Origin of the sequence: Lysinibacillus capsici (genome assembly GCF_003367505.1) — a bacterium.
Taxonomy (GTDB): Bacteria; Bacillota; Bacilli; order Bacillales_A; family Planococcaceae; genus Lysinibacillus; species Lysinibacillus capsici.
Map to the genome: position 1 here is coordinate 20,140 of NZ_PXXX01000024.1, position 21,039 is coordinate 41,178.

Annotated in this window: 27 protein-coding genes and 1 tRNA gene; 7 read left to right on the forward strand and 21 right to left on the reverse strand. The window is 37.1% G+C overall.

From position 1 onward, the window contains the following. Positions 1 to 27 precede the first annotated feature (27 nt). From C7B89_RS20035 to C7B89_RS20045, 3 genes are all read right to left on the reverse strand, one after another. Positions 28 to 1,665: a terminase large subunit gene (locus tag C7B89_RS20035; RefSeq protein ID WP_244205735.1), complete on the reverse strand. Its 1,638-nt coding sequence runs from the start codon at positions 1,663 to 1,665 to the stop codon at positions 28 to 30. A 68-nt stretch (positions 1,666 to 1,733) separates the two neighbouring features. Then, positions 1,734 to 2,132, reverse strand: coding sequence for a hypothetical protein (locus tag C7B89_RS20040; RefSeq protein WP_115674459.1), 399 nt, complete (start codon positions 2,130 to 2,132; stop codon positions 1,734 to 1,736). 131 nt (positions 2,133 to 2,263) lie between these two features. Continuing rightward, a complete protein-coding gene (locus C7B89_RS20045) occupies positions 2,264 to 2,599 on the reverse strand; it encodes an HNH endonuclease (RefSeq protein WP_115674460.1) in 336 nt (111 codons plus the stop codon). A 241-nt stretch (positions 2,600 to 2,840) separates the two neighbouring features. Between C7B89_RS20045 and C7B89_RS20050 the strand changes: the two genes are divergently transcribed. Continuing rightward, a complete protein-coding gene (locus C7B89_RS20050) occupies positions 2,841 to 3,041 on the forward strand; it encodes a hypothetical protein (protein WP_115674461.1) in 201 nt (66 codons plus the stop codon). Positions 3,042 to 3,526: 485 nt separating this feature from the next. On the opposite strand, the gene C7B89_RS20055 is transcribed toward C7B89_RS20050, so the two are convergent. From C7B89_RS20055 to C7B89_RS20070, 4 genes are all read right to left on the reverse strand, one after another. Then, entirely contained in the window at positions 3,527 to 3,712 is a 186-nt protein-coding gene (locus tag C7B89_RS20055) for a hypothetical protein (RefSeq protein WP_115674462.1), read from the reverse strand. 364 nt (positions 3,713 to 4,076) lie between these two features. Then, complete coding sequence (locus tag C7B89_RS20060; RefSeq protein ID WP_115674463.1) at positions 4,077 to 4,514, reverse strand: helix-turn-helix domain-containing protein; 438 nt, start codon at positions 4,512 to 4,514, stop codon at positions 4,077 to 4,079. A 487-nt stretch (positions 4,515 to 5,001) separates the two neighbouring features. Next, positions 5,002 to 5,232 (reverse strand): Thoeris anti-defense Tad2 family protein, encoded by a 231-nt coding sequence (locus C7B89_RS20065; protein WP_115674464.1) that lies wholly within the window; start codon positions 5,230 to 5,232, stop codon positions 5,002 to 5,004. 145 nt (positions 5,233 to 5,377) lie between these two features. Beyond that, positions 5,378 to 5,695 (reverse strand): DUF771 domain-containing protein, encoded by a 318-nt coding sequence (locus C7B89_RS20070; protein WP_115674465.1) that lies wholly within the window; start codon positions 5,693 to 5,695, stop codon positions 5,378 to 5,380. Between the two features lie 350 nt (positions 5,696 to 6,045). Here C7B89_RS20070 and C7B89_RS20075 point away from each other — a divergent pair, with 350 nt between their 5' ends. The 3 genes from C7B89_RS20075 to C7B89_RS20085 all read left to right on the forward strand — a co-directional run bounded on the left by C7B89_RS20075 (position 6,046) and on the right by C7B89_RS20085 (position 8,085). Further along, the gene (locus C7B89_RS20075; RefSeq protein WP_115674466.1) at positions 6,046 to 6,369 is read left to right on the forward strand and encodes a helix-turn-helix domain-containing protein; all 324 of its coding nucleotides are present in this window, start codon (positions 6,046 to 6,048) and stop codon (positions 6,367 to 6,369) included. A gap of 10 nt (positions 6,370 to 6,379) precedes the next feature. Beyond that, on the forward strand, positions 6,380 to 6,880 hold the full coding sequence (locus C7B89_RS20080; protein WP_115674467.1) for an ImmA/IrrE family metallo-endopeptidase: 501 nt from the start codon (positions 6,380 to 6,382) through the stop codon (positions 6,878 to 6,880). A gap of 89 nt (positions 6,881 to 6,969) precedes the next feature. Next, positions 6,970 to 8,085: a site-specific integrase gene (locus tag C7B89_RS20085; RefSeq protein WP_115674468.1), complete on the forward strand. Its 1,116-nt coding sequence runs from the start codon at positions 6,970 to 6,972 to the stop codon at positions 8,083 to 8,085. A 138-nt stretch (positions 8,086 to 8,223) separates the two neighbouring features. Here C7B89_RS20085 and C7B89_RS20090 read toward each other — a convergent pair. Further along, positions 8,224 to 8,297: transfer RNA gene (locus tag C7B89_RS20090), tRNA-Arg, on the reverse strand. Between the two features lie 221 nt (positions 8,298 to 8,518). On the opposite strand from C7B89_RS20090, the gene C7B89_RS20095 reads away from it, so the two are divergent. Next, the gene (locus tag C7B89_RS20095; protein WP_115674469.1) at positions 8,519 to 9,265 is read left to right on the forward strand and encodes an SDR family NAD(P)-dependent oxidoreductase; all 747 of its coding nucleotides are present in this window, start codon (positions 8,519 to 8,521) and stop codon (positions 9,263 to 9,265) included. Positions 9,266 to 9,360: 95 nt separating this feature from the next. Then, positions 9,361 to 10,011, forward strand: a complete 651-nt coding sequence (locus C7B89_RS20100; RefSeq protein ID WP_115674470.1) for a hypothetical protein — start codon at positions 9,361 to 9,363, stop codon at positions 10,009 to 10,011. Here the strand turns inward: C7B89_RS20100 and C7B89_RS20105 are convergent. The 13 genes from C7B89_RS20105 to C7B89_RS20165 form a co-directional block, all read right to left on the reverse strand. Further along, positions 10,008 to 10,706 (reverse strand): YqjF family protein, encoded by a 699-nt coding sequence (locus tag C7B89_RS20105; protein ID WP_115674471.1) that lies wholly within the window; start codon positions 10,704 to 10,706, stop codon positions 10,008 to 10,010. The genes C7B89_RS20100 and C7B89_RS20105 overlap by 4 nt on opposite strands. 59 nt (positions 10,707 to 10,765) lie before the next feature. After that, a complete protein-coding gene (locus C7B89_RS20110) occupies positions 10,766 to 10,927 on the reverse strand; it encodes a DUF2639 domain-containing protein (RefSeq protein ID WP_016991537.1) in 162 nt (53 codons plus the stop codon). A gap of 109 nt (positions 10,928 to 11,036) precedes the next feature. Beyond that, a complete protein-coding gene (locus C7B89_RS20115; RefSeq protein ID WP_115674472.1) occupies positions 11,037 to 12,497 on the reverse strand; it encodes a protein adenylyltransferase SelO in 1,461 nt (486 codons plus the stop codon). A gap of 129 nt (positions 12,498 to 12,626) precedes the next feature. Beyond that, positions 12,627 to 13,130 (reverse strand): metallophosphoesterase, encoded by a 504-nt coding sequence (locus tag C7B89_RS20120; protein ID WP_115674473.1) that lies wholly within the window; start codon positions 13,128 to 13,130, stop codon positions 12,627 to 12,629. Between the two features lie 12 nt (positions 13,131 to 13,142). After that, a complete protein-coding gene (locus C7B89_RS20125; RefSeq protein ID WP_004226443.1) occupies positions 13,143 to 13,736 on the reverse strand; it encodes an XTP/dITP diphosphatase in 594 nt (197 codons plus the stop codon). Position 13,737: 1 nt separating this feature from the next. Continuing rightward, on the reverse strand, positions 13,738 to 14,487 hold the full coding sequence (gene rph / locus C7B89_RS20130; protein WP_054549986.1) for a ribonuclease PH: 750 nt from the start codon (positions 14,485 to 14,487) through the stop codon (positions 13,738 to 13,740). A 132-nt stretch (positions 14,488 to 14,619) separates the two neighbouring features. Next, on the reverse strand, positions 14,620 to 15,417 hold the full coding sequence (gene racE, locus C7B89_RS20135) for a glutamate racemase (RefSeq protein ID WP_004226440.1): 798 nt from the start codon (positions 15,415 to 15,417) through the stop codon (positions 14,620 to 14,622). A gap of 10 nt (positions 15,418 to 15,427) precedes the next feature. Then, positions 15,428 to 15,880 carry a MarR family winged helix-turn-helix transcriptional regulator gene (locus C7B89_RS20140; protein WP_016991542.1) on the reverse strand — a complete coding sequence of 151 codons (453 nt, stop codon included), beginning with the start codon at positions 15,878 to 15,880 and terminating at the stop codon, positions 15,428 to 15,430. Between the two features lie 74 nt (positions 15,881 to 15,954). Continuing rightward, entirely contained in the window at positions 15,955 to 16,176 is a 222-nt protein-coding gene (locus C7B89_RS20145) for a helix-turn-helix domain-containing protein (RefSeq protein ID WP_004226437.1), read from the reverse strand. 187 nt (positions 16,177 to 16,363) lie between these two features. Further along, the gene (locus C7B89_RS20150) at positions 16,364 to 16,828 is read right to left on the reverse strand and encodes an acyl-CoA thioesterase (RefSeq protein ID WP_066037526.1); all 465 of its coding nucleotides are present in this window, start codon (positions 16,826 to 16,828) and stop codon (positions 16,364 to 16,366) included. Positions 16,829 to 17,023: 195 nt separating this feature from the next. Beyond that, complete coding sequence (sdhB, locus tag C7B89_RS20155) at positions 17,024 to 17,803, reverse strand: succinate dehydrogenase iron-sulfur subunit (protein WP_004226431.1); 780 nt, start codon at positions 17,801 to 17,803, stop codon at positions 17,024 to 17,026. 5 nt (positions 17,804 to 17,808) lie between these two features. Next, complete coding sequence (gene sdhA, locus C7B89_RS20160) at positions 17,809 to 19,563, reverse strand: succinate dehydrogenase flavoprotein subunit (protein ID WP_004226429.1); 1,755 nt, start codon at positions 19,561 to 19,563, stop codon at positions 17,809 to 17,811. Between the two features lie 66 nt (positions 19,564 to 19,629). Continuing rightward, a complete protein-coding gene (locus C7B89_RS20165) occupies positions 19,630 to 20,238 on the reverse strand; it encodes a succinate dehydrogenase cytochrome b558 subunit (RefSeq protein WP_004226428.1) in 609 nt (202 codons plus the stop codon). A 272-nt stretch (positions 20,239 to 20,510) separates the two neighbouring features. Here C7B89_RS20165 and C7B89_RS20170 point away from each other — a divergent pair, with 272 nt between their 5' ends. Then, positions 20,511 to 20,945 (forward strand): YslB family protein, encoded by a 435-nt coding sequence (locus tag C7B89_RS20170; protein ID WP_066037527.1) that lies wholly within the window; start codon positions 20,511 to 20,513, stop codon positions 20,943 to 20,945. Positions 20,946 to 21,039 lie beyond the last annotated feature (94 nt).

Genomic DNA, 21,039 nt, shown 5'->3' on the forward strand with positions numbered 1-21,039 from the left:
AAACTCACCGCCTTTCAACTTTGAACATTAGTTTATTAAACCGATATACTCCGCTCGGTTATCACTCATGACTACAAATGCATCTAACATAGCTGCTAACCCGTCAATTCTGCGTTTTTGATTCTTCCCTTTGTTTGGTTTTATGTTACCGTTAGAATCCGTTACAACTGCGGTATTCATTAGACACCATTTTGTAATTGGATTATTGTTATAAATGATTTCTTTAGATTTTATCTTTGCGTGTAGTTCTTGCATTGGTAACGAAAGTGTTTTCGCATATTGCGAAACTGGAACCATTGTATTCTTACCGAAATTATCCTCCATGTCCTCTACAAAATATCTCGCTGACCATGCGTCATACCCTATTAGATACATGTAAGTTCCATACTTCCCTTGCATCTCAAGAAACCAGTTTGTAATGTCTTTATAACTAATTGAATTGCCTTCACATAACCTTAAATAGCCTTGTTGATACCATACGTCATAAGGTACATTATCCTCTTTGACTCTTTGTTCTAATAACTCAGAAGGTAGCCAATACATATGTTCAAAATATATTCTGTTGTTATTAGGAAGCATGAAACCGAAACATGCTGCGGTTAAATCGGTTGTTTGTGATAAGTCAACACCGCCAATCGCATACGTAGGTTTCAATGTTTCTAAATCAAATGTTTCTTTGTTATCTGCCTGTTCAAAAGTTAGCCATGCCTGTTCGCTGTTTTGACGAACGTTGAAGTCCTTACATAATAGATTGGATCTTAATACTGGATTCTTCATCGCTTTTTGAACCTTACGCGCTAGTTCGTCTCTGTCCTTAATTGTGCCAAGTGCTGGATTCGCTTTTTCCCAACAGGCTTCGTCTGTCCATTCTTCCTCGGAATCCAATTCATAAATGAACGCTATTACTCTATCATCTCGATAATTACCATCATCATAACCGCGAATAATATCTTCAAATTCTTGATACTTTATATCAAAAATTCCTTCTCGTACTGTTCCCGCTGTTGTCGTTATAATTGACAACGGTTGTTCACGTGCTGACATACCATCAACAATAACGTCGTATAAGTTTTTATCTTTAATCGCGTGTAATTCATCAATTAAAGAACAATGAACATTAAGACCATCTAGCGAATTAGAATCACTGGATAACGGTTTAAAAGTACTCTCTGTTGCTTCAAGTTTTAATTCACTAACCAAGCACTTAATGCGGTTATTTAATACGGGAGATTTCTTAATCATGCGACGGGCTTCTTCCCAAATAATTTTGGCTTGGTCTTTTTTGGTTGCCGCACTGACGACTTCCGCTCCCATTTCACCATCAGCCGCTAACATATATAACCCCATTGCCGAACCTAACGTGGATTTACCGTGTTTTCGAGTAATAATCAAAGCTATTTCTTTTACCATTCGGTAATCTTCTGTCTTATGTACAAAACCGAATGTCGTTGCAACAATGGCTTTCTGCCATATCTCTAATACAAAAGGTTTTCCCGCTAATTTCCCCTTTGAGTGCTTACAGAAATTTTCAATAAATTCGATCGCATGATTTGCTTTCTTAGGACTGTATTCATATTCGTAATCATGATCATTTATCCTACGGACAATTTCTTTCATAGTCTTGTAAACCTTTTGGGAAACGGTTACTTCTCGATTTTCAATCATGTTCCAATACTCGAGAATAGGATTGTAGTCGATTGGATATCGTTTTATTCGTGCTTGTTTAGCCTTTGTCATTTGTCATTCACAAACGATTCAAAGCCATCGTCTATCACTCCGTTGACTTGTGCTGTTCCTAACAAGTCTGATAACTGTTTACATATCACTTGGTATTGCTTCACCAATTGAACATACTGACGAACTACAGGACGCTCTCTTTCATACGGAGGCGTCTTTTCTGATTGCGTAAACATTTCAACAAAACCGTTTTTTAGTAAGTCTTCTTCCATATCTTCTAAATTGATACGGATAAAGGCACAACGTTTTATCAAGCCTTCATTCGACTTTACTTTTTCAGGGCTAGCTTCCTTCAATACGCCTTTAATTCGATTGAACTCCTTAGTAATCCGATTACTTCTCTGTTCATACTCGAAATTCTCATCAGCTTCGATCAAATTATCTTTAATCCTCATATAATGACCTTCCTTTCTTTTCAAAATGGTTGTAGGGGGCTATAGACCGCCTTATGTATTACAGAAAGCCCCCTCATCGTTCCCCATCTCTTGTTCCTGTCAAATAATTTTAGGGGGGATACTTTCTTTTTTTATTCGATTGCTATTAATTGTCCGTTTTTATCAAACATACAACCTTCTGGAATACCGTTCCTATTTAATGGATTACCGAATGTTTTCTTATTGTGACAAGACAAACAAAGATACTGTAAATTGTCGTGACTTAAAGTAATAGCTGGGTTATTAATGTTATCTATATTAATTTCCTCCATATGGTCAACGATATACCCTAACGTAATCTTCCCCTCTTGTTCGCACCATTCGCATAAACCACCATTAGTTAAACTATTAATATAAGCCTGTCTAGTTTTCATCCAAGCTTTAGACTTATAAAACTTTCGTGCTATTTCTGTATGTTCTAACGCCATTCTTGTCACCTTTCAAGGCATAATAAAAAGCCACACCTTGTTAGATGTGACCTTGTTATTTTTAATAGACTTAATTGTGCCTATCACTATATTCAAAGATAAAATACACATAAAGCCTTTACATTAAATACCATCAATCAAGTAAAAATACCGTAATTTTTACGTTAAAAATACGGTAAAATATATAGACGTGAGTAAATATAAATGTTATAATAAGAGTATAGAAAAGGAGGTGATAAACATGAACTACGAAACAATATTAAACATCATCAAAGAAGTTGGAACAATCGCAGGAACACTTTCAACTATCACATCACTAATCATTAACATCAAAACACTGAAAGGAAAGAAAAAGAAGAAAAAAAGAGCCGAGGTAGTCAAGAAAGAACAGCAAAAGAAAAGAGAAAAGCGACGCCATCCCGCTAAGAATAAACGTCGCTAAACCAATCGAAAGAAGAAGGTGAAAGCCTTCTTTTTTCATTTCTATTTTACCGTATCGGCTTACGTTACGCAAACAGCTTCATCATAAGAAAGTTAGGTAAAATTATTTACGTTAATTCAACTTATTCTTTCCTATAATGTATAGGTACAAAACGCTGTCTAATATGGCTTTTATGGCTAAAAAACGTCTAATTTTATTTACTACCGTAAAAATCTTCAATGAAAGTATTAATTTCTTCAAATGATGCAGACTCTGAATTTCCTTCTTCATCTAAAAATAGTATTCCTTTATTTTCAGTATTCGTTTGTACAATAACCCCTAACTCTTTTGCAACTACCTTTTATTTATATCAAACACATAGAACACCTACAATTCCCATTCCGTTAATACAACATCATAATTCATTATTTGCGTTCGATTTAAGGCGCTTTTCAACCTTGACAATAAAAACCTCACCTTTAACTAGATACCGCCTATAAAGGGCTTTAAAACACGTTTAAAGGCATATCGAAAGGAATTTCATTACTACGAACATTTCCAATAAACATTTCTTCTAATGAACATTTTTCACACTTAAAAATAGGCGCAGCATTTTGTACCGAAAAACTGAATACGTGGTCACAAGTTGTTTGCTTCAATAATAGTTGAATACTGTTATTATCTATCGTCATTTAATTAATCTCCTTTGTAATGGCGCAAGTTAGCCGCGTGGCATATACCTTATTTATTCTTTTATTATTTAATACAGTCAATAATATATAGTCATAGATATTAACGTTAATATGTTCACATATTCTTATTAATGATTTCGTTGTTTATATATATACTATCGATATTCTTTTAATTAAAAATATCGTTAGATTATTATTGATATGGAGCGATAGCGACATAGAGGATTTATGCTTTAGCATAAATCCTCGTTAATATATTAAGTATTTATTTTTAAGTCTTTATAATAAGTCTTTATACGTCCTAAAAATTAGGATGTCACAGCCGAAAAATTAGGACGTCGAACAGAAAAATTAGGACGTCAAACTAAAGCCAATCTATAATTTCCTCGTTCTGTAAGATTTCCTTCCCATAACATTTCTCAAATTGAGGACGAGCCTCTGGGAAACGTTCCAAAAACGCCTTTACGTCAAGTATCAATTGTTTGAAAGTGTAAAAATTGTTAAATCGCCGTACGCCTCCTAAACGGTGAATATCAATCATATCTAAGCTATCAAGCGTATCAATGCATCTACTTATTGTATCCTTGTGCATATTTAGTGTACGTGACATGTTATCTATTGAAGGATAACTCCGCCCTTCTCTACGGTTATAGTTTTTTAACAAGTAGGCATAAACCAAAAAGGTATTACCGTTAAATTTCGGATGAAGTGGGTATAACGTCAATGCTTCGTTTTGTATCGCTACCCATCCACTGTCGCATTCATAAGGTAATGCTTTATGATAATTGTTAGAACTCGCCATATACTCACTTCCTTTAGTAGCTCTAAACGTCGCCAACCGTTTAAAGCCCTTTAATTTTTCGTTTGTATATTCTTTTGATTCTGTAGTAGAATAGTTAGTAATGTAAATGAAAAGTGCAATTGCTAGGATATAAATACCGCCAAATATCTATATCCTGCAAAAACTCCGTACCTATCGCTATTTATCGCCTGTATGTGCTACTGCTAACTTTGAGTACAATCTGATATTAGTCTGCAAATGGTTGCCGCCATTGACTGATAACTATCAGATTGTCTTCGTTCCGCGTTGATCGTCGCCAACCGTCAACCGAAAAGGCAAGTAGTATGTCGCTGTACATACCGATTAAAGAGTTATAAGTGTACTGAGATATTCGCTATATTATCTGTAACGATGACGCTAACTGTGTCGCTGATAACGATTGTTATTCGCTCACTTAGCGTTATTTTTATTGGTTTCATAGTTTTGTTCCTCCTTTTATTTGCTTGCCCTATAGTGGCTTAACTGCCCAATCATTCGCCAATATATCCTCGGCTTTCGGGTTCCAACGTTTGCCGGGGATACTTGTCCCTACTACTTCAATAAATTCTTTGGCGATATAGACAATAAAACAATCATCTGTATCAGTTGGTAAAATTCGATATGGCGCAAATTCTTTTGTTTCTCTTGTAATAAATTCCCCTTCTTCCAATGCAACCTTTGTAGCTTCTTGTATGTTCATACTCTCAACCTCCAAATAGTTTGATAGATTTACTTCTGACGTGATGCTACTGCTTTATTCATCGCATTGCTGATTAACACTAAGCGTTGCTCAATCGGTAATGATAACCACTCTGCTACTTTGATTTTCATTTGATTCACCTTTTCTATCCAAAAATAGAATGAAAATTATCATCTAGAAACTTAGCCATATTAACAGCATGAAATGACCATTTTTCACCTGTTACTTTTGGGTAGTAAACAAAACCGCCATTTTTTACATCTAAAATCTTTCTAAACTTAGAAGGATAAAGAATGTTAGATTTTATCCACTCATGCTTTTTATTAATACGTTGTTCCAAATCTTTCATAGTCCAGTACACTCCACTTAGTTTTTCATTTTGTAATTCATCAAGTTCAACTTTTTTAATAAGTACATAGTTTTCTGGTACTGGTACAGTCAAACTTACTTGCAATTGTTGCATTAAATTTCCTCCATTCGTTTATCGTATAGTTGTTAATAAGGATATACTTTCTTTCGCTTGATATAACAACGCTATAGTCAGCTATAACTAAATTATTAGCTAATTAAATTGACTAACTTTATACTTATAGTTTAAAATAAAAGCACAACTAAAAAAGACTTTACTTAGCCTGTGAACATTATTTATTTCATTCCCAACAACGAATTAATTTTTGTATAGGTAAGTTTTATATTCTTTTTAATCAAAATAATTAGCTTATGTCAGTAATTTTAAACTATAAGCATAAAATAAGTCAATAATTTTACGCTAAAAGTTTAATATTTTTTGACCAGCTTCAAAGGATGGTTGATATGACAACATTTGAGATAGTAAAAAGATTGTGTCAGGATAGAAAAATTTCGATTAATGACTTAGAAGAATCCTTAGGTTACTCAAAAAACACACTGTATCGTTTAAAAACACAAACACCAGGAGCGGATAAACTAGCCGCAATAGCAGACTACTTTAATGTTAGCACAGACTACCTACTTGGACGTTCTGACCAAAAGGATATTTCTATAAATAAAGATATACAAACAATCGCAGCCCATCACGATGGAGAAGAATGGACAGAAGAGGAATTAGAAGAAATTGAACGATTTAAAGAATTTGTTCGAATGAAGCGAAACAAGTAGGAGTGATTGTATGACGTATGAGCAACTGGCATTAGAAATTCGTAGTAACAATATTGAAATTTATGAAGAATATATGCCTCAACGAATTAAGGGACTATATGCAGACAATATTATATGGATTAACAAGTTTATACCAACATTTGTAGAAAAAGCGTGTGTGCTTGCTGAAGAGTTTGGACATTACCATACTAGTACAGGTGACATACTCGACCAAGCAAGCACAAAAAATCGAAAACAAGAGTTAAAAGCTCGAACATGGGCTTATGAAAAACTTATTCCCCTCTCAAAAATCATACAAGCTCATAAACTACATATTTCAAATAGTTATGAATTAGCAGATTTCCTTAATGTGACAGAAGAATTTTTAGATGAAGCCCTTGAATGGTACAGAAGCAAATACGGACTATTTTTAAACATAGATAACTTTACAATATGCTTTGAACCTTTGGGAGTAATTGAAATGTTTGATTGGTTTGATTCCCCGATTATGAGATATGGATCGATATTATAACTGTACTAATTAAAATATGCGGTTATAAAATTTTTTTACAACCAAAAGAACATATGTTCCATTATTAAAAAGTGATAGGAGTTTTTACAGTGGCTAGTTATACAAAACGAGGGAAAACATGGCAATATACAGTCAGTCATTATGTCGAGGGTAAACCTTCTCACATACGGAAAGGAGGTTTTAGAACTAAATCTGAAGCAATGTCCGCAGCAAAAGAAATTGAATTTCAGTTAAGCAAAGGGCATGTTGCCATAACAAAAAATACAGCATTTAGTGAATACTTTAAAAACTGGGTCGAACTTTATAAAGTAGGCAAACATAAAACTACCTTTATAAGATATCTGAACTCTGTTGACCGTGTTAAAGAGTATTTTAAAGACATGCCCATACAAAAAATTACTAGTAATCATTATCAAAAATTCTTAAACGAATATGGTATTGGTAAATCAAGAGAAACGGTTCGTAAATTGAATACTCATATAAGAAGCTGTGTAAAGGATGCCATAGAAGAAGGTTACATAAGTGTGGACTTTACACGTAAGGCTGAATTCAATGCAACTAAAAGTGCCAAAAAAAGTGAAGAAAAACACTTAAATTTTGATGAAAGTTTGAAGCTTTATCAATTTTTATTAAATAATGTTTCAAAAGAATCTATTTCATCATATTTATTATTACTTGGTTTGGTGTCTGGTTTACGTTTTGGAGAACTAGTAGGACTTACAATTGATATGTTTGACTTTGAATCAAATACTTTAAAAGTAGAAAGAGCCTGGGACTACAAAGAAGGAACAGGTTTTGGAACATTGAAAAATGAACAATCTAAACGTACAATCTCAATAGATGATGCAGTAATGAGTAAATTCAGAGAACTTTTCAAAGAGTTACCAGAGCAGCCTTATGGCTTAGTTTTCTTTAGTAGGGTTTCTAAGGTCTCCGTTTTATCAAATGAAGGAGTAAATAAAGCGTTAAAAAACCTTCTTCAACAGCTAAACATTAAACCTATATCAGTTCATGGTTTAAGACATACTCATGCAAGCATCTTATTATATCAAGGAGCAAGCATCAATTCTGTTTCAGAGCGTTTAGGACATTCCGATATACAAACGACTCAGGATCATTATGCGCATGTTTTAAAAGAAATGAAAGAACGAGATGAACAAATTGCAATTAATATGTTTAGGAAGAACAACACAAATCTTGTGTAATATTTGTGTAATGACTTTAAAATTTCTAACGAATCTAATCGAAATCTACAAAAAGAAAAAAACGCCCAAAACCCTTATATATCAAGGCTTTCAAGCGTTCTTCTCTCTTCATAAAATCCACTAATTTTATGTCGGCTACGTCCCAGGAGGGATTCGAACCCCCGACCGACGGCTTAGAAGGCCGTTGCTCTATCCAGCTGAGCTACTGAGACATGATGTCGTTTCTTATGTATTCCATAGGAAGGACAATATTTATTATATGTACTTTATAGCATAATGTCAACATTAATTTTACTATGCAGGCAAGGTTTGCCTCATATTTTTTATCATATGTTGCTACAGCATCCATTATACCATTTCCTCACCCTCTTAACAGGACGGATAGCAAAATATTTGCTACACTATTGGCGATAAAAAAGTAGGAGGTTTGTGGATGTTTAAAGATTTAGTCGTTATGGTCACAGGTGGTGCTCAAGGGATTGGTAAGGGTATTACGCTTGCATATGCACAACAAGGTGCAAAAATGGTGATTGCTGATTTGAATGCAGGCTTAGGTCAACAGTTAGAACAGGATATGCTTGCTCAAGGCTACTCTGCATTATTTGTGCCAACGGATGTGACAAAGGAACAGGATATCATCAATTTAATGCAGCGAGCTGTTGAGCAATATGGGACCATTCATATTTTAATTAATAATGCTGGGAAGTTCCAGCATCAATCTCCCTATGAGGTGACGTTTGATGAGTGGCAGGATTTGTTGCAGACGAATTTAACGGGTACCTTTTTTTGTGCCAGAGAGGCTGCAAAAGTGATGCGGCATAATGCAAAGGGTGGTTCCATTGTTTCGCTGGCCTCAACGCGAGCTGAAATGTCAGAGCCTCATACAGAAGCTTTTGCGGCTACAAAGGGTGGTATCATAGCGTTAACACATGCTTTAGCGCGATCTTTAGGGCCAGATCAAATTACAGTGAATTGTATTTCACCTGGGTGGATTGAAACAGGTGATTACGAGGCACTACGGCCAATCGATCATGCGCAGCATTTGTCAGGAAGGGTTGGTCTGCCTGAAGATATTGCACAGGCTTGTCTCTATTTAACAAACCCGATCAATAACTTTGTGACAGGTATTAATCTTACAGTTGATGGTGGCATGACGAAGAAAATGATGTATGAAGCGTAATTTTGTCGTCTCTCTTCTTTTCTTTCTTGTTCTTCATACTCCGAGATTCCTTAGAGTATGCTACTGTAGGAGAAAGAACAAGAAGGAGTGAAGCCTTGTACCCCTATTCAAATGGTTTTTCATTAAGCCAGCTGTATCATGCCCCCTATACGCAGTATACGGCTCCGATTCGTCACTTTTTACAGTCAAATGATTACCGACGCTGTATTAGTAAAGGCGAAGCAGACTTTATGGCTATGAACCGCTTACTTTGGATGGAGCATGTGAATTGGACACGGATGACTATTATTAGCATTGTGTTTAATTTGCCTGATTTACCCTTTGTGCAGCAGCGTTTGCTACGCAATGCAACCGATTTAGGGAATTGTTTACGCCCCTTTTATGGTGACTCCGTGGCGGATCGTTATGCAGCTTTAATTAAAGAGCATCTGGTAATTGCGGCTCAATTAGTGACAGCTGCTGCGAAAGGTGACGCTACCACAGCGGAAGCTAAAGAGAGGGAATGGTATCGTAATGCAGATGATATTGCTTTCTTTTTGCATACAATCAATCCATACCTAACTAGAGAGGCCGTACAAAAAATGTTTTATACGCATTTAGCTTTAACGAAAAATGAAGCTGTCACGATGATACAAAAAGATTATCAGGCTGATGTAGAGGTATTTGATGAAATTGAAGCAGAGGCACTTGCGATGTCAGATATGATGGCCAGCGCCATCGTTATGCAATTTTGTTACCTCTTTTAATGCAAAAATCTTGAAGGATTTATGATCATTTTATGCTCAACTGCTGGAGGAAAAACTCTCGCTGTTTTGTTTTTAGCATAATGAGCACGAGGCTGCATGCCCTGAAGTTTCCCCTTCATAAAAGAGGCTAATGTATTGCTTTTAATCGTTACGTTGGCTCTTTTTAATTCCCATGGGGAGTGGTGAATATCAATGCGAAAAAGTGTATCCTTCCATTTCGCCCATGAATGGTAGCGCTCTACAATCCATCGGTCAAAATTAGTATTGGTCTTGTCTCCTATTGTATAAATAACCCTCAATCTTTCGTCACATGCTTTGTAATGGCTTGTGTATGAATAGTGATTCCCTCTTTGTTTTACTAGGATGTTGGAATGGCGATATGGCAAGCTACCTATTGCCGTAATTTTTGATAAGAAATTATTCGTCACATCTAAATGAAAAAAATAGATGCCTTTCATGCCGTTATACTCCACATATGTTCGGACATTCAATTGTAAATAGGTATTCATCCCCGGAAGAGGTGGTAGAAAGCGTAGCCGATGTCGATAAACTTTAAAAACTACAGCACTAAGCCAGGCATTTTGTTCAAAGAGATCGAGCTTCAGTTCTTTAGGTACATGTTTTTCAAGTTCTTGAGGGGCTATCGGCCAATGTAAAAATAGAACATCTTGCCATGTTTGAGTCATCATCCACATAGTAAAACTCCTTTCTAATCACTAGTTTTTCCTAGAAAGGAGTTCTTCAAACAAATGGTCTATTGATTTTGCTCAGCAGACTCTATTTCGACATAACGGTAATATAAGTTTCGTAATTCAGATTCTTTATATAAGCCTAAATGACTTTTAAATTGAGGATGAACCATTATTCCATGAGCACGTAAAACTTTGACAAACCAACCCTTTGAATACTTATGCACCGACCCTATTCTCCTTTATTTTTATTCATACATAGAATATGCGTTTGAATACGGTAGAGTGCCTTTATACAAATAAAAAACGAGAGAATAAATAACTCTCGTTTTTTACTTATGTGCCACAAAACGTACGATATGGTTGATTAGTGTGTTCAGGTAATGAAGCGTATTCTTGTTGTTCTTTCGCATGAGCATAAGGCTGAGCTAGGACTTTTAGTAGGTTGTCCATCACAGTATAATCGCCTTGTTCTACAGCCGCTTCCAAAGCTTCTTCTACCCTGTGGTTACGCGGAATAACAGCTGGATTATGTTGGCGCATTAATTGTTGTGACATGTCTTTGTTTTGCTGCTGTCTTGCTAATCGAGCTTGCCATTTGTGATACCAGCCCTTAAAAGCTGATGCGTTAAATAATGGGGAATCCTCCAATTGCTCAAACGTTAAGGCGATAAATGTATTCGTATAATCTGCTTGATATTGCTGCATAAGCTGAAGAAGCTCTTCAACAAGCTGGATGTCTTCTTGCTCCTCATTAAAAATGCCTAGCTTTGCACACATTCCTTTCAACCAATTTTCTACATATAATTTTGGATACTGTTGTAGCGCTTCTTGTGCCAGTTGAATGGCTTTTTCTTGATCATCATCAATTAAAGGTAGTAAGGACTCTGCTAAGCGCGTTAAATTCCAGCCACCAATATTGGGCTGATTTCCATAAGCATAGCGTCCTTGGTGATCAATCGAGCTAAACACAGTCGCAGGATCATAGATGTCCATGAATGCACAAGGACCATAATCAATGGTTTCACCGCTAATGGTCATATTATCGGTGTTCATGACGCCATGGATAAAGCCCACTAACTGCCACTTTGCTATAAGGGAGGCTTGTTTCTTTATGACTTCATTTAACAAATAAAGATAACGATTTTGATTGCCAATATTAGCTGAGTAATGTCGTTCTATTGCATAATCAGCTAAAAGCTGTAGCTCCTCATCTGTCCCCCATTGCGCAGCATATTGAAATGTCCCTACCCGCAAATGACTACTTGCAACTCTCGTGACAATAGCGCCTGGTAGTTCCGTTTCTCGAATAATCATTTCACCTGTAGTGACTACTGCTAGACTACGTGAAGTTGGGATCCCTAGTGCAAACATCGCTTCACTAATAATATACTCCCTTAGCATTGGACCTAATGCTGCTCGCCCATCTCCACCCCGAGAATAAGGTGTTCTACCTGATCCTTTTAGAGCAATATCATACCGTTCCTTTTGAGGTGTGATTTGCTCCCCATATAATAGAGCTCTACCATCACCTAGCATATTAAAATGACCAAATTGATGCCCTGCGTAAGCCTGTGCAATCGGTTCGCCACCTTCTGGGATTGTATTACCAGCTAAAACGGCTAATGCTTCCTCACTCTTTAAAGCCTGAATGTCTAACCCAAGTGATGCTGCAACTGATTCATTTAATAAGATCAATTTTGGTGAACGAACAGGATTTAACGATATATCGGAATAAAAAATACTTGGTAGTTGAACGTAACTATTATCAAAATGCCAGCCAATTGTTTTTTTCATGTTTTCTCCTTTATTGCCTTTACGATTTATTTTTGCTATTTCAGCATGAATCATTCATAGGCAATTTTACCATTATCAGTAGCCCAAATAAAAATCCGCATACTTTACTAGTTATGCGGATTTTCTCTATTATTGTCGATCAAATGTATATGTAGCCATACAATGATTATCATCTGTCATGCAATCAACTTTAAAAGATGTCGCATTGATTTCCACAACAGCAAAGCTTTTCTCTTTACGACCACGTGGTTTTAATAAGCTGCCTGGATTTAAAAATAGGATATCATCCATCATTTCGGCACCAAGAATATGTGAATGACCAAAGCAAACGATCTGTGCACCTACTTCTTTAGCACGATAGGATAATGATAAGATGGAATTTTTCACATTGAATAAATGACCGTGTGTCACAAAAATCTTTACATCATGGACCATGAAAATTTCTTCTTCAGGGAAAGCCTTCTCACGATCACAGTTTCCACGTACTTTTTTCAATCCTTCTAATGCCTCATGTGAATAGGGAAGTTCACTATCTCCACAATGAACCACAATATCTATTTCAGGATAAAAACCTTTAATCTTTTCGATGACATGGCTGTCACCATGTGTATCGCTCATAACAAGCATTTTCATGGATATCACCTCTTATTTGATAAGATTCGGTAATTGCTCCTTTAACTTGCGAATTGCATTGCCTCGGTGAGAAATAGAACCCTTTTCCTCTGGTGAAAGCTCAGCCATCATTCGATTTAAGCTTGGCACAAAAAAGATTGGATCATAGCCAAAGCCATTCGTTCCACGCTTTTCATGGGCAATGACGCCTTCACATGTACCAAATACCGTTGTTGTTGCGAAATCAGGTCCTGCAATTGCAATACAGCAGCAAAAACGTGCTGTACGTTTGTCATCTTCGACACCTTGTAAATTTTCTAACAGTTTAATCATGTTTGCTTCATCGTCATGGTCACCAGCATAGCGAGCGGAGTACACACCTGGCTCACCATTTAATGCATCTACTGCTAAACCACTGTCATCTGCAATAACAATGGTATTAAGCTCCTTCGCCAATGCTTCTGCTTTTAAGATGGCATTTTCTTCGAATGTTGTTCCTGTTTCTTCTATTTCCATATCTGGTGCCACTTCAAACATTGTTACGACTTCATAACCAAGTGGTCCAAATAATGCTTCAAAATCTTTTGCTTTTCCTTTATTTTTTGTGGCGATGACTACTTGTTTCATATTATTGATTCCCTCCAACTTTGTGTGCCAGTTCACCAAGCGTTATTTTTTGAAGCTCAACTAATTGTTGTATGCCTTTTTCACCTAATGCTAACAATTCATTTAGTTCTTCACGAGAAAAAGTAGCTTCCTCACCAGTACCTTGTAATTCAACAAATCGTCCTGCGCCTGTCATCACAATGTTCATATCAACAGCTGCAGCCACATCTTCTACATAATTTAAATCAAGAATAGCACCTTGTTCTTCAACGATCCCAACACTTGTAGCTGCTAAAAAGTCTGTTACTGGGAATTTTTCAAATGGCTTTTCTTCAGCAAATTTAGCAATGGCCTGTGTCATGGCAACAAATGCTCCCGTAATGGATGCTGTACGAGTACCGCCATCCGCTTGAATGACATCACAGTCAATCCATACAGTACGTTCGCCTAGCGCCTCTAAATCGACTACAGCACGCAATGCACGCCCAATCAAGCGCTGAATCTCCATTGTACGACCATTGACTTTCCCACGAGAGGATTCACGTGGTGTACGTTGAGCGGTTGCACGAGGCAGCATGGAATACTCGGCTGTAATCCACCCTTTCCCTTGCCCACGTAGAAAACCAGGTACCTTGTCTTCAATCGTTGCGGTGCAAATTACTTTTGTATCGCCTACTTGAATTAATACGGAGCCTTCAGGGTGTAATAGATACTCACTATCTATTTTCACAGGTCGTAGCCCATCTGCATTTCTACCATCATATCTTGTCATATATTTCGTTCCTCCTAAAAACTTTCGCGCCCTCATCTTATCATAATTTGTGCCATCAAAAAAGTACTCGGTGGCTTATGTACAATGCTGAAAACGGCAAAAATCAGCCTAGCCTGTTGCTAAGCTGATTTTTTATTTTAATGTGATACGTTTTATGTCGAGAGTACCTTGCTCTAACCAATTCTCAGCAATCGAACGGAAAATTGGGACAGAACCAGTTGCAAAAAATCTATGAGCAGGCACCGCATTTGCATTTGCTAAAGTGCCATTATACGCTAACATTTCCTGTACATCCTTTGCTGTTTCCTCCGCAGAAGATAAAACATTCACATCTTCTCCGACAACAGCTTCAATTTGTTTTTGTAAAATAGGATAATGTGTACACCCTAAAATAACCGTATCAAATTGTCGATTTTTCAACGGCTTTAAGCCTTCTGCTATTAAATTATTTGCAAAGTCACCTTTATATTCGCCACTTTCTACAAGTGGTACGAATGTGGGACAAGCTAGTGGAATAATATGTGTTGACGTATTAAGTGACAATAAGGCTTCTTCATACGCCCCACTTTTAATTGTTCCTTCTGTTGCAAGCACAACGACTTCATGTCGCTTCGTTTTTTTTACAGCTGCACGTGCGCCAGCATTGATAACACCTAGTACTGGAAAAGGCATATTTCTTTGTAAACTTTCGAGTGCTACTGCAGTCGCTGTATTACAAGCTATAACGAGCATCTTAACATTCATTTTTTCGAGTGCTTTTGCCATTTGCCAAGTAAAATTCCGTACTTCCTGACGACTTCTTGGACCATACGGACACCTTGCTGTATCGCCAATATAATAAATCGTTTCGTTTGGCAATCGCTTCATGATTTCTTTTGCTACGGTTAAACCGCCTACTCCTGAGTCAATAACGCCTATCGGGGCATTCATACTTTCCGCCTCAATCCTGTTTCATGTGTACATGTAGTTTTTCTAAATAGCTTGATAATTGCGCGACTTCTTGTTCATTAAAACCAACAAGCATCTCTTGCAAATATTGCTGTCTTTTTTCAATTACTTCTTGAATGATACGTTCGCCCTTTTCGAGAAGATGAACGACAACGACACGGCGATCATTTTCATCACGCACACGCTTGACTAATTCATTTTTCTCCATTCGGTCCACTAAATCTGTTGTCGTGCTAAAAGCTAAATATAAACGGTTTGATAATTCGCCAATTGTAATATCACCAAGCTCTTCTAACCACTGTAATGCAACAAATTGTGGCGGCGTAATCGCATAATCGGAAACAATTTCTCTTCCCTTTTGCTTCACGATGGCCGCTATATAGCGTAATTCCTTTTCAACCGTTGCAACGGTTTCAGGTGAGTGCTTTGTTACTTCATCCGACATATAACTATTTCACTCCTAAAAATACGTTGAATAGTTCTATTTTGTCGTTTTTTTCACGAAATAGCAAGTGTCCATTAGTCTAATTTAAATTCTTCCAAGCGTAACAGCTCAATTAACGCCTGAGATCGATTCGTTACACCTAGCTTTTGAATTGTATTGGAAATGTGATTTCGCACTGTTTTTTCACTAATACCAAGCTGCTCTGCAATATCTCTCGTTGTTTTTTCAGCTAATAAAAGCGCAAATATTTCACGTTCTCGGTTTGTTAAAAGAGAACGATGATGAGAGCCATTCATTCAGTTACACCCTCCTCCCCCGCACGTATTGTAACTTATGTTAAGGGGCAGGAAGCGGTGACGGCTATTTGCATGATTATTCCATGTTTCCTTAAAAATTTCGAAAATTACATTGTTACATTCATAAATTTTACGTAAAAAGCAAAACCTACTATTTCAATAAATTCACATATACTTATATGTTGAACTAGTGAGGCAGAATGGCCAACTGAATGAATTTCGTTTTTTCTTCCTCTGAAATCGGCACACTTTTACCTGTACGAGGATCCATTTGTACAATTGTCCCACGACCAGTGAAACAGATTTCGTCCTTTTGATTTTTTGCTAGATAGTGAATGTCCATCGACGAATTCCCAACTTGCGCGATTTTTGTATAGATTCGTAGTACGTCATCAAAGAATACCTGCTTTACATAATCGCATTGTAAATCGGCTACAATAGGTATAGATTTCACATTCTCTTCTCCAACTGGGGGCATTAAAATTCCTAAATGTCTGAAGTAATCAATTCTTGCTTGCTCAAAATATGTAAAGCTAATCGTATTGTTCATATGACCATACATGTCTGTTTCTGAAAATCGCACTCGTACCTCGCTAAAAAATGAAAAACCCTTTTCCCACTCTTGAAAATTATCGATATAATTTGCCTTCATGATATACCATCCCCTGTCATGTAATTGCACGTCTTTTATCAATCAACGGCAAACAAAATGAATACATATTCATTATAAAAGAAAATGCTATATTATCATAGAAAAAATGTAAATAAACAACTTGATAAATTTCATTTCTATAACTATAAAAAACTCCCTTACACTTCGTGTAAGGGAGTTCAGCTTGTCCGTATATTAGTCTACGTAGTGGTCAGAACCGAAGAAGTTACGGAACATTTGCACTGTAGTTGCACGGTTTAATGAAGCGATGGATGTTGTTAAAGGAATACCTTTTGGACATGCAGCAACACAGTTTTGAGAGTTACCACAGTTTGCAAGGCCACCATCACCCATAATCGCATTTAAACGTTCATCTTTAATCATAGCACCAGTTGGGTGAGTGTTGAAAAGACGTACTTGTGATAATGGAGCTGGTCCGATGAATGAAGCTTTTTCAGACACGTTTGGACATGCTTCCATACATACACCACAAGTCATACATTTAGATAGTTCATAAGCCCATTGACGTTTACCTTCTGGCATACGTGGACCTTCACCTAAATCATACGTACCATCGATTGGTACCCATGCTTTCACTTTTTTAAGCGCGTTGAACATACGTTCACGGTCAACTTGTAGGTCACGAATAACAGGGAATGTTTTCATTGGCTCCAATTTAATCGGCTCTGTCAATTGGTCTACTAGTGTAGAACATGATTGACGTGGACGGCCATTGATCACCATTGAACATGCTCCACAAACTTCTTCTAAACAGTTCATATCCCATGATACTGGTGATGTGTTTACACCATCTTCAGTAACAGGATTTTTTTGAATTTCCATTAAAATTGAAATTACGTTCATACCATGACGGTAAGGCACTTGGAATTTTTGCCAGTAGCTATTGCCGCCTTGTGTATCTTGACGTAAGATTTCCACTTTGACCATTCTTCCAGTATTAGCTGCGATTTGCATAACTTTTAGTCTCCTTTCGCAGAGTAGTCGCGTTTACGTGGTGGGATTAATGAAACGTCGACTTCTTGGTACGTGATGATTGGATTACCAGTAGCTGGGTCAAACTTCGCCATTGTTGTTTTTAAGAAGTTCTCATCATCACGGTTAGGGAAATCAGGTTTATAGTGTGCACCACGAGATTCATTACGTAATAGTGCACCTTTTGTCATTACTTTTGCAAGCACTAACATATTTTTAAGCTGACGTGTAAAGTGTGCGCCTTGATTGCTCCATTTTTGCGTATCATTGATGTTGATGTTGTTCCAACGCTCAGTAAGCTCATCAAGTTTTTTCAATGTATCTTCAAGCTGATCATTGTAACGTACTACAGTCATTGTAGCAGTCATCATTTCACCAAGCTCTTTATGCAGTAAGTAAGCGTTTTCTGTGCCTTCCATTTTCATGATAGCATCCCATTTCGCTTGTTCCTCTTTTACACGAGCATCGTAAATCTCTTGTGGAAGATCTTCAGCATGCTTTTTAAGGTGTTTTACATAGTCTACTGCGTTTGGTCCTGCAACCATACCACCGTAGATAGCAGATAATAATGAGTTTGCACCAAGACGGTTTGCACCATGTTGAGAGTAATCACATTCACCTGCTGCAAATAGACCAGGAATTTCAGTCATTTGATTGTAGTCAACCCATAATCCACCCATTGAATAGTGAACTGCTGGGAAAATTTTCATTGGTAATTTACGTGGGTCATCCCCTACGAATTTTTCGTAGATTTCGATGATACCACCAAGTTTAACGTCCAATTCATGTGGATCTTTATGTGAAAGATCTAGGTATACCATGTTTTCGCCATTGATACCAAGTTTTTGGTTTACACAAACGTCGAAAATTTCACGTGTCGCAATATCACGTGGTACTAAGTTACCATAAGCTGGGTATTTCTCTTCTAGGAAGTACCAAGGTTTACCGTCTTTATAAGTCCAAATACGACCACCTTCACCACGAGCTGATTCTGACATTAGACGGTTTTTGTCATCTCCAGGAATCGCTGTTGGGTGAATTTGAATGAATTCACCATTCGCATATGAAGCACCTTGTTGATAAACGATAGAAGCAGCAGAACCTGTGTTAATAACAGAGTTTGTTGTTTTACCGAAGATAATACCAGGGCCACCAGTCGCCATAATAACAGCGTCTGCACGGAATGATTTAATTTCTTCTGTACGCATATCTTGCGCTACGATACCACGACAAACGCCGTCTTCATCGATAATAACACCAAGGAATTCCCAGTGTTCATATTTATTTACTAAACCAGCTACTTCATGAGAACGAACTTGCTCATCTAGCGCATAAAGTAATTGTTGACCTGTTGTTGCACCAGAGAAAGCTGTACGGTGCATTAAAGTACCACCAAAACGACGGAAATCTAAAAGTCCTTCTGGTGTACGGTTGAACATAACACCCATACGGTCCATTAAGTGGATAATGCCAGGTGCTGCATCACACATACCTTTAACTGGTGGTTGGTTCGCTAGGAAGTCCCCACCATAAACTGTATCATCAAAGTGGATCCATGGAGAATCCCCTTCACCTTTAGTATTTACCGCACCATTAATTCCGCCTTGCGCACAAACAGAGTGTGAGCGTTTTACAGGAACTAATGAGAATAAATCAACTTCAGTACCAACTTCAGCTGCTTTAATCGTTGCCATCAGACCGGCAAGACCACCGCCGACAACAATTATTTTGCTTTTCGCCATGATTATTTCTCACTCCTCTTAAAAAATTGCAATGATTGCATGTGCTCTATCGTAGCTTCTATTGAATTATACGAAAGCTAAAATAGCAGCCACACCAACTACACTTAGAATTACGAAAAGAATGTTTGTTACGTAAGTAGCGATCTTTTGAGACTGAGGAGATTGTGTAATACCCCAGCTTACTAGGAATGCCCATAAACCGTTAGATAAGTGGAAAGTTGCTGATAAAATACCAACAATGTAGAATCCAAGCATGAATGGATTAGCAACAATATTCGCCATCATGTCGTAATCAACGTGTGTGCCAAGTGCTTTTTGAATACGAGTTTGGAAAATATGCCATGCAATAAATATCACTAAGAATACACCAGTAAAACGTTGTAAAGAGAACATCCAGTTACGGTACGTGCTGAAACGTCCTGTGTTTGGTGTAGCAGTGAATGCAATGTAGACACCATAGAATGCGTGGAACATTAATGGAATATAGATGACAATCCATTCAACTAGGATAAGGAATGGAATCTTTTCCATTACTGCGGTAGCATCGTTGTAACTTTCTGCCCCGCCTGTTGCTGTAAAGTTAATGAACAGGTGCATCGTTAAAAACAGACCTACTGGAATGATCCCAAGTAGAGAATGTAAGCGACGCCATAAAAACTCTCGATCTTTCGACAAGACTGTTACCCCCCTTAGTACTTAAAATAGCACAACAAAAGAAGTCATCATTTTGTAAATGATACTTCATTGACTGTGTATTTCATCATGGTACAATATTATGACATGTTTATTGTACTCTCAAGAGCTACGAGCGTCAAGGCAACTCGGAGTTTTTCATAGAGCTTATTAAAGAACTAATCTAGTACATGATGCGTCGTTTTTTCTCGAAAAATCTATCATTACTTTATTACCGTTAAATTTTAAGAAAATTCTAAGAAAGAAGGATAACAATGTTAAACACTCCATCTCCTACAATCTCATCATTTGGCTATGAGATCATTCGTGATCATATTCTATCTTCTATACTTGGTAAACATGAAGATGACGTCCTTTATTGGGCAGGTAAAGAGCTTGCTCGCAAGTTCCCATGTAAAAGTCAAGATGAACTTATCGCATTTTTCGCAGATGCCTGCTGGGGTACATTAGAACTCATAAAGGAATCAAAAGATGGACGTATTTTCCAGTTGACAAATGACCCTGAAATTCTTCAAATAAAGCAGCGTAGCTTTAAACTTGAAGCAGGATTTATAGCAGAGCAAATTCAACTAGCTAAAGGCTACCTGACAGAATGCTATAATGAAAAACGGGAAAAGCAACAATACGTCATGTTTACAGTCAAATGGGACGTTAAAGAACGTATTATGAATACCATTCCCACAGAATAATTAAAAAGGATTGTCTCCCATTAAAGAATGGGATGACAATCCTTCTTTTTTCTTCCTTTTATTTCGGTCAATTACATAAAATGCTGTTTCTTCT